Source organism: Marinomonas sp. 63XJN7_9_ISO-PGPR-S23-217, from assembly GCF_056173515.1.
The window spans coordinates 67,846-84,857 of record NZ_CM149678.1; the positions used below are offsets into that span (position 1 = coordinate 67,846).

General features: G+C 46.3%; 11 protein-coding genes. 4 read left to right on the forward strand and 7 right to left on the reverse strand.

The window, feature by feature from the left end:
* Positions 1 to 84 precede the first annotated feature (84 nt).
* Positions 85 to 1,551 carry an NAD-dependent succinate-semialdehyde dehydrogenase gene (locus tag AC0VYI_RS00310; RefSeq protein ID WP_475449849.1) on the reverse strand — a complete coding sequence of 489 codons (1,467 nt, stop codon included), beginning with the start codon at positions 1,549 to 1,551 and terminating at the stop codon, positions 85 to 87.
* Positions 1,552 to 1,864: 313 nt separating this feature from the next.
* On the opposite strand from AC0VYI_RS00310, the gene AC0VYI_RS00315 reads away from it, so the two are divergent.
* Positions 1,865 to 2,773: a Fe(3+) dicitrate ABC transporter substrate-binding protein gene (locus AC0VYI_RS00315; RefSeq protein ID WP_475446478.1), complete on the forward strand. Its 909-nt coding sequence runs from the start codon at positions 1,865 to 1,867 to the stop codon at positions 2,771 to 2,773.
* 85 nt (positions 2,774 to 2,858) lie between these two features.
* On the opposite strand, the gene AC0VYI_RS00320 is transcribed toward AC0VYI_RS00315, so the two are convergent.
* Genes AC0VYI_RS00320 through AC0VYI_RS00340 form a run of 5 tightly spaced genes read right to left on the reverse strand, consistent with a single transcriptional unit; the run spans position 2,859 to position 10,279 of the window.
* Complete coding sequence (locus tag AC0VYI_RS00320) at positions 2,859 to 4,097, reverse strand: type III PLP-dependent enzyme (protein ID WP_475446480.1); 1,239 nt, start codon at positions 4,095 to 4,097, stop codon at positions 2,859 to 2,861.
* Positions 4,094 to 5,977 carry an IucA/IucC family protein gene (locus AC0VYI_RS00325; protein ID WP_475446481.1) on the reverse strand — a complete coding sequence of 628 codons (1,884 nt, stop codon included), beginning with the start codon at positions 5,975 to 5,977 and terminating at the stop codon, positions 4,094 to 4,096. The genes AC0VYI_RS00320 and AC0VYI_RS00325 overlap by 4 nt, the downstream gene beginning before the upstream one ends.
* The gene (locus AC0VYI_RS00330) at positions 5,974 to 7,260 is read right to left on the reverse strand and encodes an MFS transporter (protein WP_475446484.1); all 1,287 of its coding nucleotides are present in this window, start codon (positions 7,258 to 7,260) and stop codon (positions 5,974 to 5,976) included. The genes AC0VYI_RS00325 and AC0VYI_RS00330 overlap by 4 nt, the downstream gene beginning before the upstream one ends.
* The gene (locus AC0VYI_RS00335; RefSeq protein ID WP_475446486.1) at positions 7,242 to 9,074 is read right to left on the reverse strand and encodes an IucA/IucC family protein; all 1,833 of its coding nucleotides are present in this window, start codon (positions 9,072 to 9,074) and stop codon (positions 7,242 to 7,244) included. The genes AC0VYI_RS00330 and AC0VYI_RS00335 overlap by 19 nt, the downstream gene beginning before the upstream one ends.
* On the reverse strand, positions 9,071 to 10,279 hold the full coding sequence (locus AC0VYI_RS00340) for an ATP-grasp domain-containing protein (RefSeq protein WP_475446488.1): 1,209 nt from the start codon (positions 10,277 to 10,279) through the stop codon (positions 9,071 to 9,073). Before AC0VYI_RS00340 ends, AC0VYI_RS00335 begins: the two co-directional genes overlap by 4 nt.
* 286 nt (positions 10,280 to 10,565) lie before the next feature.
* Here AC0VYI_RS00340 and AC0VYI_RS00345 point away from each other — a divergent pair, with 286 nt between their 5' ends.
* The 3 genes from AC0VYI_RS00345 to AC0VYI_RS00355 all read left to right on the forward strand — a co-directional run bounded on the left by AC0VYI_RS00345 (position 10,566) and on the right by AC0VYI_RS00355 (position 15,641).
* Positions 10,566 to 12,617 (forward strand): TonB-dependent receptor, encoded by a 2,052-nt coding sequence (locus AC0VYI_RS00345; RefSeq protein WP_475446490.1) that lies wholly within the window; start codon positions 10,566 to 10,568, stop codon positions 12,615 to 12,617.
* Positions 12,618 to 12,739: 122 nt separating this feature from the next.
* Positions 12,740 to 14,848, forward strand: coding sequence for a TonB-dependent receptor family protein (locus AC0VYI_RS00350; protein ID WP_199475697.1), 2,109 nt, complete (start codon positions 12,740 to 12,742; stop codon positions 14,846 to 14,848).
* Positions 14,849 to 14,972: 124 nt separating this feature from the next.
* Positions 14,973 to 15,641, forward strand: coding sequence for a GntR family transcriptional regulator (locus AC0VYI_RS00355; protein WP_475446492.1), 669 nt, complete (start codon positions 14,973 to 14,975; stop codon positions 15,639 to 15,641).
* A 117-nt stretch (positions 15,642 to 15,758) separates the two neighbouring features.
* Here AC0VYI_RS00355 and AC0VYI_RS00360 read toward each other — a convergent pair whose 3' ends face one another.
* On the reverse strand, positions 15,759 to 17,006 hold the full coding sequence (locus AC0VYI_RS00360) for an NAD(P)/FAD-dependent oxidoreductase (protein WP_475446494.1): 1,248 nt from the start codon (positions 17,004 to 17,006) through the stop codon (positions 15,759 to 15,761).
* Positions 17,007 to 17,012: the final 6 nt, after the last annotated feature.

A 17,012-nucleotide genomic window follows, 5' to 3' on the forward strand; every position in this document is an offset into this window, starting at 1 on the left:
ATAAAGCGGTAGCGTCATCGCACCGCTTGTTCTTAATTGAGATACAAGTGAGTTGAGATAAGCCTAGTTGAGTTAAGGAATCCCTTACGCCAAGCCGCCCATGCACAAGTATTTGATTTCAACGTATTCGTCGATACCGTATTGGGACCCTTCGCGGCCACTACCGGACTCTTTAACCCCACCAAATGGCGCTACTTCCGTCGAGATAATGCCTTCGTTGATGCCAACCATGCCGTATTCCAAAGCTTCAGACACACGCCAAATACGACCGATATTTTGAGAATAGAAGTAAGATGCCAAGCCAAATGGGGTATTGTTTGCCATGGCAACGGCTTCTTCTTCGGTTTTAAATTTAAACAATGGTGCCACTGGACCAAAGATCTCATTGGAGAAGATGTCCATGTCTTCGGTTACGTCAGTTAAAATGGTGGGCTCAAAGAACTGTGTACCGATCGTGCTGGCTTTTGAACCGCCAATCAGCGTTTTTGCGCCTTTTTCAATGGCGTTACTGACTAAGGCTTCCACTTTTTCAATGGCAGCGGCGTTGATCAAAGGACCAATATTCACGCCCTCGCCAAAACCATCTCCAGTTTTAAAGCTAGCAACACGTTTGGCCAGTTTGTCGGCAAACGCCTCGTACACGCCTTCTTGCACCAAGATGCGGTTGGCACAAACGCAGGTTTGTCCGGCGTTACGGTATTTAGAGGCAATGGCTCCTTCTACCGCTGCATCCAGATCGGCATCGTCAAAGACGATAAAAGGCGCGTTACCACCCAATTCCATTGAAGTACGCTTCACCGTTTGAGCGCACTGAGATAACAGCAATTTGCCAACAGGGGTTGAGCCTGTGAAAGACAATTTCCGCACCGTAGGATGGCTTGTTAAGACACCACCGATGGCTTTCGCATCTTTGCCGACCACCACATTTAATACACCAGCGGGGATGCCTGCTTGATGGGCCAGTTCCGCTAGCGCCAAAGCGCACAGAGGTGTTTCGTCAGAAGGTTTAATGACAATGGTACAACCAGCCGCCAACGCTGGGCCGGCTTTACGGGTGATCATGGCGATGGGGAAGTTCCAAGGCGTAATCGCCGCGACCACACCAATGCCTTGCTTAATGGTTAAAACACGCTTGTCTTTGGCATAGGTGGGAATCACATCACCATTTAAACGGCGCGCTTCATCAGCAAACCAATCAATAAAAGAGGCACCATACGCCACTTCTCCTTTTGCTTCCGCTAAGGGTTTTCCCTGCTCTAAGGTCATCAGTTTGGCGAGGTCATCTTGGTTGTCTAGAATCAGTTGGTTCCAGCGACGCAATAGTGTGGCGCGTTCCTTTGCAGTAAGTGCTTGCCAACCTTTCAATGCTTTATTGGCCGCTTCTACTGCAGCATTTGTTTCATCGGCACCTAGGTCGGCAACATCGATAAGATGCTGACCATTTGATGGATTGGTAATTGCAAAGGTATTGCCTGATTGTGCGGCAACCCACTCGCCATTGATGTAGGAATGGCTTTTAAGCAATGAAGCTTGGGTTAACTCTACTTGCATCATGAACTCCAAATTTGGTCACATGCTGGTGGTTTTACTGAGTACTAGAACTCAATCGCATGTTTCGATAGTAGGTAAAGGCAAGAAGAGAAAAAAGGGCAAGCTATCAATTCAATGTTTGATGTGTTTCAAACAATGAGCCTATTCGAGCAAGGTGACTTAACTGACTCACTTAAAGAAAGAGGAGATGAAAAACCGAGTACTCTTATCTTCTCATTTGAAATTGATTGTCATTCTCTTTGTTATTATGATGTGAGCTACCGAAAACAGCCGTTCTAAAATCGGAAGTGGCCATAAAATAAGAGTAGCAAACATGTTGTTTCGTCGTTGCCTGTCTTTCTTTACCTTGTTAAGCATTGGTTTTGCTTTGCCTGTATGGGCTGAGCGAAGCGTACAAGACGAACGGGGGACTTTTACCATTCAAGGCACACCTAAGCGTATCGTGGTATTGGAATTTTCTTTTGTGGATGCCCTCGTCAATGTAGGGCTTTCGCCTGTGGGGATTGCGGATGATAACCACCCGGATGATTTGCTACCCCGAGTCAGGAACCATCTAAAACCTTGGGTTTCTCTTGGTATGCGTTCTCAACCCAGTTTGGAAGAAATCGCTGCGTTAAAGCCGGACTTGATCATTGCCGATTCTGAACGGCATGCCTCTATTTACGACAGTCTTAGTAACATTGCTCCGACTTTATTACTAAAAAGCCGTGGGGAAAGCTACCAAGAAAACTTAGAATCAGCTGAAAAAATTGGCATAGTCGTCAATAAGCGCCAGGAAATGCAGCAAAGTCTCCATAAGCATGAAGCACTTATGGATACATATCGAGAAATATTTAAAAAAATGGGTACAATTGGAACGGTGCAATTTGCCATTGCTAGCTCCCGAGGCGTATGGCTGCATGGTCCAACCTCATATGCTGGCGGCGTACTAAAAAAACTAGGTATTACCAGTGCCATCGACGATGAAACGCGTTCTCCTTACTTACCAGCAAGCCTAGAACTGTTACTAAAAATCAATCCTGAGTGGTTGTTGGTCGGTGCTTATGGGGATCACACGGTGTTAGATGACTGGCGCAGTCAACCATTATACGCTTTGCTCAAAGCGGTGAAGCATCATCATGTTATTGCTGTTTCACCTCAAATATGGTCATTGAATCGAGGCATCTTCGCCGCTGAAAGCATTGCTCAGAATTTGCAAGAGATCCTTCAAAACAACCACTAAATTCGACTAACCACTATTCGCTTAGCATGGGTATTGTGCCCTTATTTGTTCGCTTTCATTTGGGAATAATAAGGGCGCAAGTTTGTTATGGTGACGGATGATTAAAAAAGTAAAAGCTTGGCTCAGGATGCATTAAGAAAGCTTGATGAGAAATGTTCCAAGCGTAAGCACCGGCTAATGTGAAAACAACGTAATCGCCGATTTTTAACTCTTGTACAAGCTGTTGCCTAGCGAGAATGTCTTTTGGCGTACAGAGCTGCCCAACAATGCTAATCCGCTCGTTCACCAGTGAGTTATTGATAGCATGCTCTGCGTGTGTGCTGTCGGTTGCCTTCTGGTGAGGGACAACAATGAATGGGTGATCATGCCCTTGTGCGGCTGGGGTTCGAAAGTGATGAGTACCGCCCCGACATATAGCGAAGTACTCGCCTAAGTTCTTTTTAATATCAATAACTTCCATTGCATAATAACCACAAGGAGCGCTAATAAAGCGGCCACACTCAAAACGCAATGGTACGCTTTCCATTCCCTCGTTAACAATTAAGTGCTGCAGTTGCTGGCAAAAGGTAGGCCAATCAAAGTCTTTTCCTGGCTCAAGGTAGTTGATTCCCATACCACCACCTAGATTGATACCCATCGCATCCAGTTGGTAGACAGCTTGCCATTGTTTCACTTTATTAAAGTAACCTTGTATCAAGGCAATGTGACGCTCTGTCTCCAATTGATGCGACATTAAATGAAAATGGAAGCCGTTTAGACGAATGCGATCTGTGCGTTTGATAAGCGTCAGGGCATCGTTTAGATCTTCCTCGTCTAAGCCGAAAGGTGTAGGTTTGCCACCCATGGCCAATTTACTCAAGGTGATGTCGCCAATATCAATGTTCATCCGCAGATAGACTGGAGCGACCAGATCTAGAGCATTTGCGAGTGCTTCAAGCCGTTTTAGCTCCGTAATGCTTTCCACATGGATGGCATCGACATTGTGTTCAAGGGCGGTTTTCAGTTCGCTATTAAGCTTGCCAGGTCCGCCAAAGATCAAAGGCTTGTGTGTATTTTGTTGTGCTAAATGCATTAACTCGCCACCTGAGGCGGCTTCGAAGCCTGCGACAAAAGGTGCGAGTGTCGTCAGTATTTCTGGCATGGGATTCGCCTTGGCAGCGTAAAACAAAGATACATTAGGCGGCAGTGTCGCCACCATTTCTTGGATGCGTGTGCTGAGTGAGCCCAAGTCATATAAATAAGCACACAGCGGATCATCTGGCTGCTGAGTTGCGAGTCGATGGATGTGGGATTCCAGGTTAGAAGAAATAGAATAGCTCGTCATGGTGCAACACTGCCTCTTGTCTCTGCTCGTTGGTGACGCCAAGGGGAAAGAATTTGGGTGTAGTCTGATTCTCTATCCGCTTTTTTCATTAAGCGTGTAGTGAAGTTGTTCTTGCTGGGGAGGCTGCCACCCGAAATTAGGGCATTGATTTCTGGTTGCTCTCCATTGATGGTTTGCCATTTTTTTAGCTGATTGAGAAGTTCTTCCCACAACAGCATCTCAAGCGCATTGTCACCATCGGCGAGATGGAAAATGGCTTCGCTGAGGTTATTGATGAGTGTGCAATAGCCAATACGGCGCCATCCAGCCTCTCGAGAGTAATAGACAGATTGCTGTGCTCGCTCAGATAATGATGACAGTTTTTCCATGGGCCAATAATTCGGTAATAATTTAGTCCCTTCTAGGTCACGAACATAGACACAGCAAGGCAAACCTTCATCAAAACCGATCAAGGTGTTCTGTAAGTGAGGCTCAAACGCTACTCCGTGTTTGAAAAAGTAGTTAAATACGCCGGGTAATAAACAGGTGGTATAGCGTTCAAACCAGAGACGAGCAATGCCTTGATAAGGCTGGTTAGCTTGCTGTGCTTTTTCTTTAATACGCTTGCTGATTTGACTGTTACCCTGTTTATCGTAGGTAAATAGAGCCGCAGCAAGGGTGGGTTCAACAATGTCGATCTCATCTGAATGGAAATTCTCGCGGTATAAAATACCAAAGGATTCTTTTGCTTGGATGACGTAGTTATCTTGTTCTGGCGACGCAAGCGAGGAGAGGTCGAGAGTGGTGGCGAAAGGTTCCACCATGACTTTAAACAGCGGATTGCAAAGCTGTTCTTTATCTCGAATGGGTTTGAGTATCTGAGTCAATTGCACGGCACTGTCTAACTCATACCAAGCATTTTTACGGATGCAATTGGTTAGCCGCACATTGATGGAAAACTTGGTAAACCAAGGAAGCTTGGGATGGTAAAGGGTTCTGACGGATGAGGTGGGAAGGAGCGTTTTACCTCCCTGCCCCAATACAATAATATGTTCACTCTCAATGGCTTGCTTAACTAATGGGTTTTTTAGCAGAGTATGCGCTTCCCAAGGATGGCATGGGTACAGAAGGTAACCATCGGCGGTATTATGACCGTGTTGATACTGTGGAGGGTAACTGTTTGTATTTTGGGATGGTTGAAGTGGCTTGAGGGCCATTAGTGGGTGCTTGTCTTTGCTAATGGTGCCTTGTGTGACAAACAAGTCCTGTCGTACTTTAAACCAAAACAATGCAACCTTTGCGCCGACTTCTGGTGAACAGGCTTGCATTTGATCCATAGGGACCCCTGTTCGACTTTTGGGTGTGGGATGAAAAGCATGTCCCCACAATAACGACTGTTCTGAATCAATAAAGGCATTGCGTGGCGGCCCCATATCGACCAAGGGTTGGTTTTCATTGGGTAAATTTGCTCCAATAAAGCGTTCAGTGATGGCTAAGCTGTTTTTTAGTTGCGCCATCAGTTCCTGATTAAAGTCGATATGCAGGGCGATACTCAAAGAATGTAGCAGCCATTGTAACGTGCTTTGCGCATTAAGCCCTTTCCAGCCACTTCCCTCGCATTTCAGCCAGGGACGGCCGACAAATTGAGCTTTACCGATAGCACTAAGATAAGCCACTTTGATGGCTATTTCGGCACGTAGTTCTGGAAAGTGAATAACCAGAACTGGGTATGCGGAAAAACGGCGAAGGGTTAATGGCAATCTTGCTTCCTTGGCTTGCCAAGTGACCTGATGATGGGGAATAGCGTATTCTCGTAAATAACAATTTAAGATTCCCGTAATGGATTGACGCTGTACCTGTTCGTGATTTAATGCCTGAGCGGCTTTTATGGATAAGCTCATCGTGTGCTTGCTCCTTTTTCAGAAGAAGGTGAAATAGTTGTGTGTGGTGAATCTGTTTGTTTTGCCTTGACAGGCTGTGGGGATGACATTTGTAAACGAGCCTGCGATAACACTAAAGCAGCCCCGCTTGCACTGGTGGCGAGGATGAAAATACTTGTCATTGTGTCATGACTCGCCACATACGCCGCACTTAACCCTGCCAATACCCCACCCCACTTAGCCATGGCATCAAAAGTAGAAAAGACTTTTCCGCTGGCGTTGGGATCGAAGCTTTCAGCGAGTGTTTTATGTAGGCCTTGAAAGCAAAATACCATGGCAAGGCCAAATAGCACTCTGGCGAAGACAAATACCGTCACACTTGGAACCAAATGCAGCAAGCAAGCTAAAGACAAGATGGCAAAGCCTAGAGTAATTGTCTGTTTTGACGCTTGCTTGAGCCGATGGGCTTGCCCTGCGATCAGTAAATACACCATATGTGGCAACGCATATAGCAAGCCGATCCATATTTGACTGGTGAAACCATGAGAATGGGCAAAGACTGAAAAATAGGGAAATGTGACGACCATCGAGAAAGCAAATAAGAACTGTAATACATACAGCGGCCATAGAGACGTTGGTTGAAGAGGAAGGTTTGTCTGTTCCTTCGCACAGCGTTTGGCTGGGATTTTAGACATGGATGACAATGACTGAGGGCTGTTGGTTATCGCCTTGGCTGTGTCATTAGGCAGCATAAGTGTTATGACCAATGCTATGAGTGGTAGCACCGTCAGATAGAGATAAGCATCTAAGGGGCGAATATACACGAGTATGCCGCCCAAACTGATCGGTGCCACCACAAGGGCAAGGCGGGCGGATAATTGGGTTTTGTTGAGCGTTTTAGCCAATAATGCCCGTTCTTTAACTTGTGTTGCCAGATAACCATTGGATGCGGCCATGGCGCCGCCAAAGGTTCCTTGAACCATCAGCCCAACGATAAAGGTGGTAACACTGTCTGCCAGGCCACAGAGTAAAAAACCACATGCCAAGCCAAGCTGTGCTCTTAATAGAGACAGGCGTCGTCCATGTCGATCGGCAAAGTGTCCCCAAAAACGAGCGGCCAATGCTGTACACAAGGTGGGGAGGATAAAGAGTACCCCTGCCCACTCGATGCCACTATGGTCGTTTAGTGTATGGCCGCTTAGTGTTGGTAACACATAAGGTAGAAACAACGGCATGCCTAGGGCGGCCATTGCCGCAATAAAGTGACAGAATAAAACGCTATAGATCAGTCGATTGACAGACATTCTGTTCCCTTTTTGTGGACCGACTGGATTTCTGTCTTAGGATGCTCTAATGACTCCGAGAGTCGATGGTATTGTTTAAGAAAGTTAGGCGCCGTTTTACCATAGAATTTATTGATATCCGTTGCCCCTGAGGTTTGCTTAGAGAGTAAGCTGCCAGAGCTAAGTAGGTATTTGGCATAGAGCGTTTCGTCTTCCAATAACAATTGTCTAGCAAACAGGCTAGGGCAACCGCTCTGCTCTAACACCTTTATCCGATGGTCAACCGATTGTTGTACGATTTGATATAAATCGGCAGTTTCAGCAAGACCAGCCTGCCCCATGGCTTCAACAATGGCGGCAATGTCCAGCTGTAAGGTAATAGTGCTGTACATCTGCCCTAAAGCGAGTTCATTGTCGACAAGAATACGTTTATCTAATAACGCATCACAGGAAACAGGCACACTGCTGGCGAAGGCTTGAAAACGCTGGGGCCAGATTCTTGCTGCATCGTTATCCTTCATTACCATGGTCATGGTGCCGTTGCGATCGAAGGCTAAAATGGCATTTTGCTGATTACTCTCCAAAGCAATGCCATATCGTAACCAGAGAGTAAGATGAATTCGATTAAGCAACGCAACATAGTCGGTGAACCAAGCCAGACTATCGGATTGATAATATTGATCCACTAAATGCTCTAAAAATAAGCGTTTATCTGGCATGGGTGAGGCCAGTGCTGCGACCGGAACGAGTGTTTTGTCTGTCACTTCCTGAGCCGGATACTGACGAACAATATAGGTAAACAGTGCGTTGTTTCCCAAGTGCCCACCATGTTTTTCTTGGCAATGGGTATAGGTTCCAGACAGATCCGTGTCGATCTTAGCCAAATGTGTTAGCAGTGTGGCAAACCAATGGCCATCGTAAAGGGTAGATGGTTTGACTAAGCGAAGGTTTTTACTGCCCAGAGTACGCATCATAAGTGGCATTTTGATATGTACGTCTGGCATGTGATCAACGCTGACCGTTCTGACGGATAGCGTGGGTGTCACGTCCAGGAAGGTCTTAGGGGCTTTGATCACGCCATCCGGTAGGTCGCCCAAGTTAGCAAAAGTCATCGGATGCACTGGAAACAATACACAATCCTCTAACCCCGTTAGACCCACGTCTGTCATGCTGGGCCAGCACGCTGGAGGTTCACTGGTAAGCGTTGCTATCTGGCGATCTATAGCAAGCCAATTCAGTGAAAAATGTGGAGCAAACTCCGGTGCATAGGTTTGTAGATCTTGTTCGCTAAAGCCAAACTTAGCCCGGGCACTTGGATAATAAGGGTGGTCTAAATAGGAGGCGATTTGGTCGGCTAACAGGGCCTTCTCATGCCAAGAGGACAAGCTAGCAATGGGTTGCATCAGACGGTTTTGCTGTGATTCAAAGGCTTTTTGACAAAGAACACTTTGTGACGAGGCGCAGTCCAGCTCCTGTAAATAATGCTCTAACAGGGCTTTTGAGTCTTCGTTTTGACCTTGTTTTAACCATTGAATCCAATCTTGGTAGGAATGCTTGATACTGATAGCTTCATCTGTTTGCTCTAGCCAAGCGTTACCGACATAGCGCCAAACTTGCATATAGTTCGTAGATGCAACCGGTAAATATACCTTACTTTGAGCAGTACCCATGACAAGCCATGCTTGACATTCTGTACCTTCCAGGGAGGCATTTAGCAGCTGACTTGGTAACTGATTAACCAGCCGCCCTGAAGAGACCAGCGAAAATAGATTTTCTCTTAAGCAAGTATCAATGAGCCGCTGGGTGAAATACGCATTGCTGGCGTTGGGTTTCATGCCACAGCCTCCTTTTCTAAACTGACATGAACGTTATCCAATGTTTTTTCAAGGGCTGCGGACAGAGATTGACCGGATGGAGAGTAAAGGGATAAACGTGCTAGATAGTCTTTGTTGGAATGGCTTAATGTCAGCTTCTCTCCCGCCTTTTTTAAAACTTGATAGTGTATTTGAATATCGTCTTGTTGGCGTTGGAACGATTCTGGCAGTTCTGACACTATGCCATCTTGCTCGGCCACCACATAATGAATGTGGGCAGAGCCATTAATGGTGGCGTGCTCAGGAAGCGGATGCCCTTGATGCAGTTTAAGAATGGTTTCGAACCAAGAGTATGGCGCTAAGCGGTCGAGTAAGAACTCGCGACCATCACCAATACTGCGATAATTAATTTCGACTAAAATGGGCCCCTCATTACTAATGATAAATTCACTGTGGCAGACCCCGAAGCCAATGCCAAAAGCGGCTAGCTGGGTTAAACACTGAGCTTGATAACGCTGACTGAGTGGACCATTCCAGGTAGCAGCGGTTTCAATAAAATGAGGTGGTTGGCTTAATGACACATCAAACCCTCCAATGGGAATCAGCTGTTTACCGTCCCCCAAGGTTTCAATGGTGATTAATGGGCCTTCAATATAGCTTTCTAACAAAATGGCGGTATTAGCATGTTTCTGCCAATACTGTTTGCAATATTGATTTAGCTCCTCTTCGTTATTACAGCGTGTCACATCCATACTGGCCACGCCTTCCTTCGGCTTGGCGACCAAGGGAAAAGTAAGATCCGCAGGCAATGCACTGTCTGTGGTGAGCAGCCAACTAGCGACACTGGGTAAGCCAAGAACACTGAGGTGCTGTCGTGTGAGATGTTTGTTTTTGGCCTTTAGGCAGGTTTGCCAAGATTTTGCTGGTAAATGAAAAAACTCGGCAACAATGGCTGTTGAAGTTTGTAAGTGGTCACTATTACTAAAAACAAGTTGTGGATTGAGACCCTGATTAACAATCGTGTCAATGATGTCGAGAGGATTAAACACATCGCACTCTAAAATTAAATCGGGGGTGAAACGGTTGTCTGTGGCTGCCAATTGCAGGTGATCAAACTTGTGATCGGTAATGAGTACTGTCATGCCATTAAGAGCATTGGCTGCTGGCACAAAACCGTGGGTAGCAGCATCGTTAACGACATGGCTGATGATTATTTTCGCTTTCATTTGAGCTGATTCCTTTCTTTTTGATGAATATCTAAAACAGGGAACTGTTTACTTTGGCTCTCTCCTACCAAGGGGCATGCTACAGAATCTTTTTGTGTTGTAAATAGTATTGATAATCATTTTCATGTAAAGTTTTTGTCTTCATTTCACCGCATCTCTATTGATGTCTTCTCTTGAATAGGGGCTAAGAGGTATCAGTTTTCGGGAATGTTTCTTATTTGAAAATATTAATGATATGTGTTCTCATTCGCGTTAATTTTTTAATGACTATGGATGGAAAGTATAAATGAAGATAACCCCCTGTCTTATGACTTCACTTGCTCTGTCTATTTCCTGCGTGCCTCTTACTGCATTTGCTCAGGATGATCCTCCTGTTGAAGATAAGAAGTCGGCTTCCTCTGCAGTTATTCCTATAACGGTTCAAGCTTATAAGGGTTATGCCCAAGAATTACCCACCTCTGGCAGTAAATCTGATGCTGAATGGTTGGATGTTCCACAATCTGTATCTGTTGTGACAGACACCGAAATGAAGGATCGTGGTGCGCTGAAGTTGGTTGATGCGCTGGATGGCATTGCTGGAGTGAACAACACTCTGGGAGAAGGAAGCCGAGATCAATTCGTGATTCGAGGCTTTGATGCCATTCGTGATATATATCGCGATGGCTTACGCGATGATGGCAACTTACAGTCGTATCGCAGCTTAGCCAATGTAGAGCGAGTTGAGGTGGTAAAAGGCCCAGCAGGTGCCCTTTATGGGCGAGGTTCGGCGGGTGGCATTATCAACTTAGTCACGAAACGCGCCAATGGGAAAGACTTTACCCATCTAAATCTAGGGTATGGCAGCCATGACAAAGTGGTTGGTTCGGTTGACCGTTCTACCAAGCTTACTGATACCGTGAATGCTCGTATCAATGTGGAAGTACGTCGTGCGAACAGCTTCGTTGATAACGTGGATTTGAAAGACTACTTTATCGCTCCAACCTTTCAATTCCACCCTTCCGACGACCATACCATCAATATGGATGTGGAAATTACTCACCAAAACCTGGTTCCCTATCGAGGCATTCCTTCACGCAATGGGAAGCCTGTTGATGTGCCTCGCCATACGTTTTTTGGTAGCTCGAACGACTATCAGAAATCCGATAGCGTCCGTCTTGCGATAGACGATGAGCTTCGATTTGGGTCTGATGTGGTATGGAACAACCGCGTTGCCTATAACCGTGTAACGCTAAAACAACAAGGTACCCGACAAACCACGGCGCCCGTTAGCAGTACTAACACGGTGGCACAAACGGTAAACGATTTTGGCTACGATCCGCGTACCACTATGACCTTACAATCGGAATTGAAATGGAATGTGGGCAACCAGCAATTTTTGTTTGGTGCAGATTATAATCAAATAGACATTGACTTGAATTTACGTAGTCAAAGTCTACCCGCTAAAAGTATCGATAACCCTGTCGCCCAGAGCGTGGTAAGTCCAGGCTTTCCGGCCTTTCGCGAGAATACCACCAAAACCTTTGGTGTGTATGTGCAAGATATTATCACGCTAGGGGATTGGTCGTTCACTGGGAATGTTCGTCAAGACCATATGGCTTTGGATCAGAAAGTCATGGCAACGGATGTGTCGTCAAGCAACAGCGATGACAAAACCAGTTATCGTGTGGGGGCCGTTTATCGTATAACCAATAACCTTTCCGCGTACACCACGTTAGCCAAATCCTGGCAGTTGCCTTATGGCGGGAGCTTTTTGAACCCTAAGCTGGCGGCACTCTTCTCCTCTAAATTAAAAGAAATCGGACTAAAAGCTTACCTGCTTGATGACGCCTTGATGTTCAATGCCGCCGTTTTCCAAATTGATCAGGAGCAACCACAAACGGATGCTAATGGTTTCATCACCAGTAAAAACCGTGAACGCCATAATGGCTTAGAGTTGGAAATGCGTGGACAGTTAACCAAACAGTTGAGTGCCACCGCCAGTTACACCTATCTCGATGCCAAAGATCTCAATACGGGTAAAAAACCAAACGATGTACCGAATCACCTGATTTCTTTAGGAACCACTTATCAACTTGATGATGCTTGGCGCTTGGGGGGGAGTGTGAAATATGTTGGTGACCGCTACGCTGGCAATAATGAGGCTGTGGCATTAGGTGATTACACCACAGTTAACGCCATGGTGTCTTATCAAATGGGTAAACACCGTGTGCAATTTAATGCCTATAACCTCTTCGATGAAAAATACTATCTAGGTTCTACGGATGGGACATCCGGCATTAATTCTATTGGCTACGGAGCTCCCGTCTCTTACATGGTCTCCTATGGCTATGACTTTTAAGTATCCACCCCATTTTTGATAGTGGCTTAGCCAAACCACAGACTCGCTATAAAAAAGGCTCCTAGATCATCTGATAGTAAGGAGCTTTCCTGATAATTTTGCTGTAAGGAAAAAAGAAAATAATGAAAACTCAACAAACTCCCCCCATACTTTTTGTTACCTGTCGTTATTCTGTGTTGGCTTGCTCCATGATGTTTGGTCTATCGGCACAAGCGGCCAGTGACACTCATGAATTGAAAACACTCCCTGTAACCGCGAGTGTGATTGGCGATTCAAAAGCATCAGACGTAAAAGAATACCCTGGCAATCGTACGGTGATAACGTCAAAACAAATGACACAAGACGCGGCCACATCTATAGATAACGCCTTGCAACAAGTACCTGGTGTAAAAATTCAAGATGAAACTGGCACAGGAGTATTACCTAATGTCTCTGTGCGAGGACTAAGTGCCAGTCGTAGTGGTCAGGCACAGTTTTTGATGGACGGTGTACCGCTTACCTTGGCACCCTACGGACATACAGGCCAATCTATCTTTCCAGCGACTTTATCGACCCTAGAGCGCATTGACGTAGTGCGTGGTGGCGCCGCAGTCCAATATGGCCCAAATAACGTTGGGGGAGTGATTAACTTGGTGACGAAGCCGATTCCCGCCACTTGGGAATCGCAAATTAGTAATCGAATTACAGCTTATGATCACAGCGATCATATGCTTAATAACTTGTATTTACGTTCAGGCGGCTGGTTATCGGATAACTTTGGAATACAGATAGAGGCAAACAGTCTTAATGGTGACAGTGAGAGAGACCACTCGGATACGGATGTTAAAAATTTCCAAATAAAAACAGATTGGTTAATCAATGATACCCAAGAGTTAAAGGCGTTTGTACAAAGATACAAAGCGGATACACAGATGCCAGGCGCCCTGTCCCCCGATGCTTATCGTCAAGATCGTACACAATCACAGCGTCCTTATGATACCTTTGCAGGCGAAGCGACTCGTTGGCATCTGAAATTTTTGCAAGACCTAGATTGGGGGAAGGCTGCGCAATTTGAAGTGTTGGCTTTTGGTCATCATGATACGCGTAATTTTGTTTGGGGCTACAATGGAACCCCAGGGGTGAAATGGTCAGATCCCAGTCTGCCATCGACTGCCGTTCGTAACTCGCCTCGAGATTTCAAAGTATATGGCATCGAACCTAAGCTATCTATATCCTTTGGTTCGCCAGATAACGTTACCCAGAACTGGATCATAGGCATGCGTTATGTCAATGAGGACATTGACTATAAATTGCGTCAAAGGAGCTTATCTACTGGTGTGGTGACAGTACCAAGAAACTGGCACATGACCACCGATGCAGTGGCGGGCTATGCCAGTAACGAAATTGGCTTAATGAATAACCGCTTGAAAATCACCCCTGGGCTGCGTTTTGAATCGGTGCACATGATTTACAAAGACATTGGTAAATCCGAACAACAAAGCAATCAAATTAATGAATCTTTGCCAGGGTTGACGGTGGCTTATAACCTGACCAATGATTGGGTTGCTTATACCAACACCCAAAAATCCCTACGTGCGCCGCAGATTTCATCCATTCGAGGGGCGGGGAACAAAGAAGGGGAAACCGCCTGGAATTACGAATTAGGAACTCGTTACACCCACGGTCAGAACACCTTTAATGTGGCGTTATACCGCATTGATTATAAAAATCAGCTGCAATGGCAGGCGAGTGAACAAACCTTTAAAAATGTTGGGAAAACCCTACACCAAGGCGTTGAGGTTTCCGGCCGTTATGCCCCATTGTCTGTACCTGATTTAAGCTTTGGTCTAGCCTATACCTACTTGGATGCAACATATCAAGAAGGGACGCACAAAGGGAATCAATTGCCCGATGCTTCTAAAAATCAATTCTCTTGGGATGCGAGCTACAACTTGGCAGGCTATCAATCCACTGTGTCCGGTTACTACTATAGCGATGCTTTTTCGGATGAGGCGAATACCACAGATGAGGATGCCAGTGGCTCGGTTGGTAAAGTGCCTTCCTATACGGTATGGAACTTAAACGTTAGCAAAGAGGTTTACCAATCCGGTAAAACCAAACTGAATATTGATGCTGCTGTGAACAATCTATTTGATCGTGATTATTACTTCCGTGGAATTGATACAAGCCCAGTAGGCCGCTACCCTTCAGTGGGGCGCTCATATAGTTTAACCGCTAGTTTAACCTTCTAACGAAGGGTTCTCCTGACGGTTCGATAAATCGTTAATAAAAAAGCGCCGCTCATCTCACGTGAGTGGCGCTTTTGCGTATAATTAAGCTGATGTTAATGATCGTTGGCTGTGAAGGAGTTGTAAATTGGCGTCGAAAAGAGCGGTAGTGCGTCAAAGTTTGCCCGATGTAATAGTGGCGGATCTGCGTCAGCGTATTTTGTCAGGGGAACTGGCCGAAGGGGAACTGATTCGTCAAGAACTGTTGGCAGAAGAGTACGATGTGTCCCGTATGCCCGTTCGTGAAGCGCTAAAACGCCTTGATGCCGAAGGGCTGGTGGTATTTACCAATCACCGTGGAGCCACCGTGACTCAGCATTCTCTGGATGAAATTGCGGAAATTTTTGATGTCCGAATGATGCTGGAAGTGGATCTTTTTAGCCGTGCCATTCCTTTAATGAAAGAGGAAAACGTTGCTGAATGTGAGCGTATCCTGAAAGAAATGGAAGCGTCTTACGCATCGGGCGATATCGCCGCTTGGGGGCCATTAAACGCTGCCTTTCATGGCGCTCTATACGCGGCCGCAGGGAGAAAACTGACCAATCAGCTATTGGAACGCGCCAGCTTACAATCCAACCGTTATGTGAGCATGCACATCGATCAATTGAATCAATCCCAACATGCCCAGCAAGATCATAGTGACTTATTAAGACTGGCTCGCCAAGGCAATGTCGAAGGCGCCATTGAAAAATTACGCTCTCATATTGCCAACACCAAACAACAAGTTTTGGCATGGATTGCCGCATCCCGTTGTTAACCCTTTTCTAACCCCCTCCCAACCTCCCCCTTGGCAAGGGGGAGGAGCCGACAGTTCCCTCCCCTTATTTCTTCGAAGGGGAGGGTTAGGGAGGGGTTATTCGTTATGTTTCATCTACTAAAACCGACTTGCTGAAAATGGCGCCAGATCGATATCTGGCGTCTTGTTATTAATAAGAGCGGTCACGAGTTCTGCTGTCCCAGCCGATTGGGTAAGCCCTAAATGTCCGTGTCCAAAGGCGTATATTACCCGCTTTGATCGACTTGAGTGGCTGATTACCGGTAGGCTGTCTGGTATGGAGGGGCGAAAGCCCATCCACTGTTTGCCGCCTGTGGTTTTTAAACTTGGTAAGAAAGAGGCGGCTTTGTCGAGCAAGGTATCCGCACGTTTATAATTGGGTTGTAGATTTAACCCACCTAGTTCCACGGCGCCGCCAATGCGAACACCCTCACCTATTTTGGTCACCACAAAACCATGATTGCTAAAAGTGATATGGGTTTTTAAATCGAAGGCACCTGCTGGTAAAGTGGTGTTGTACCCTCGTTCTGTATCCAGTGGCAAACTGTCACCAATAGATTGCGCTAATTTTTTAGACCAAGCCCCTGCCGCAAGTACCACCTGACTTGCTTGATAATCGGCTGCTCCGCTTTTTAACGTCACGCTACTGTCGTGTACTGCAATCGCATGAACCGTCGCAATGGCGATTTTGCCGCCACGCTTTTGGAACTCATCGGCGAGATGCTGAGTCCATAAGGCAGGGTCACACACATTCTTCCATTCTGGTGTAAAGCCTGCGTGGGTAAATCTTGGATGGATGCCCGGTTGAATCTCAGCGATGGCCTCGGGGTGGGTTAGGAATTCAAAGACCACGCCATGTTCTTTACGTGTCTGCCAGCCGGATAAACTCGCGTTGAACTCCGCTTCCCCTTCATAAAGTTGCAACTGGCCTTCACGTCGAATCATGGCTTCGCCATTCACCGCTGTAATTTGTCGCTCAAGAGCGGCTTTGGAGAGGGCCATTAAATTCGCTTGGGCGAAGAGCGATGCCTGATAACGGTCTGACCAGCTCGCTCGCCAGAATTTCAACATCCAGGGGAGAATTTTCAAGGCATAAGCAGGACGTAGCGATAATGGGCCGAGGGGATCCATCAACCACAGGGGCGCTTTTTTCATAATACCAGGGGTGGCGAGAGGCATCACATCTGCGAACGCAAAGGCTCCTGCGTTACCGGCCGAGGTTTCGGCAGCAATGCCTTTGCTGTCTAAGACTAAGACCTGACGACCTTGAGACTGCAGCTGAAGGGCAATACTGATGCCGATAATCCCTGCGCCAATCACAATGATGTCGTGATCTGTTGAAGACATGGGTTG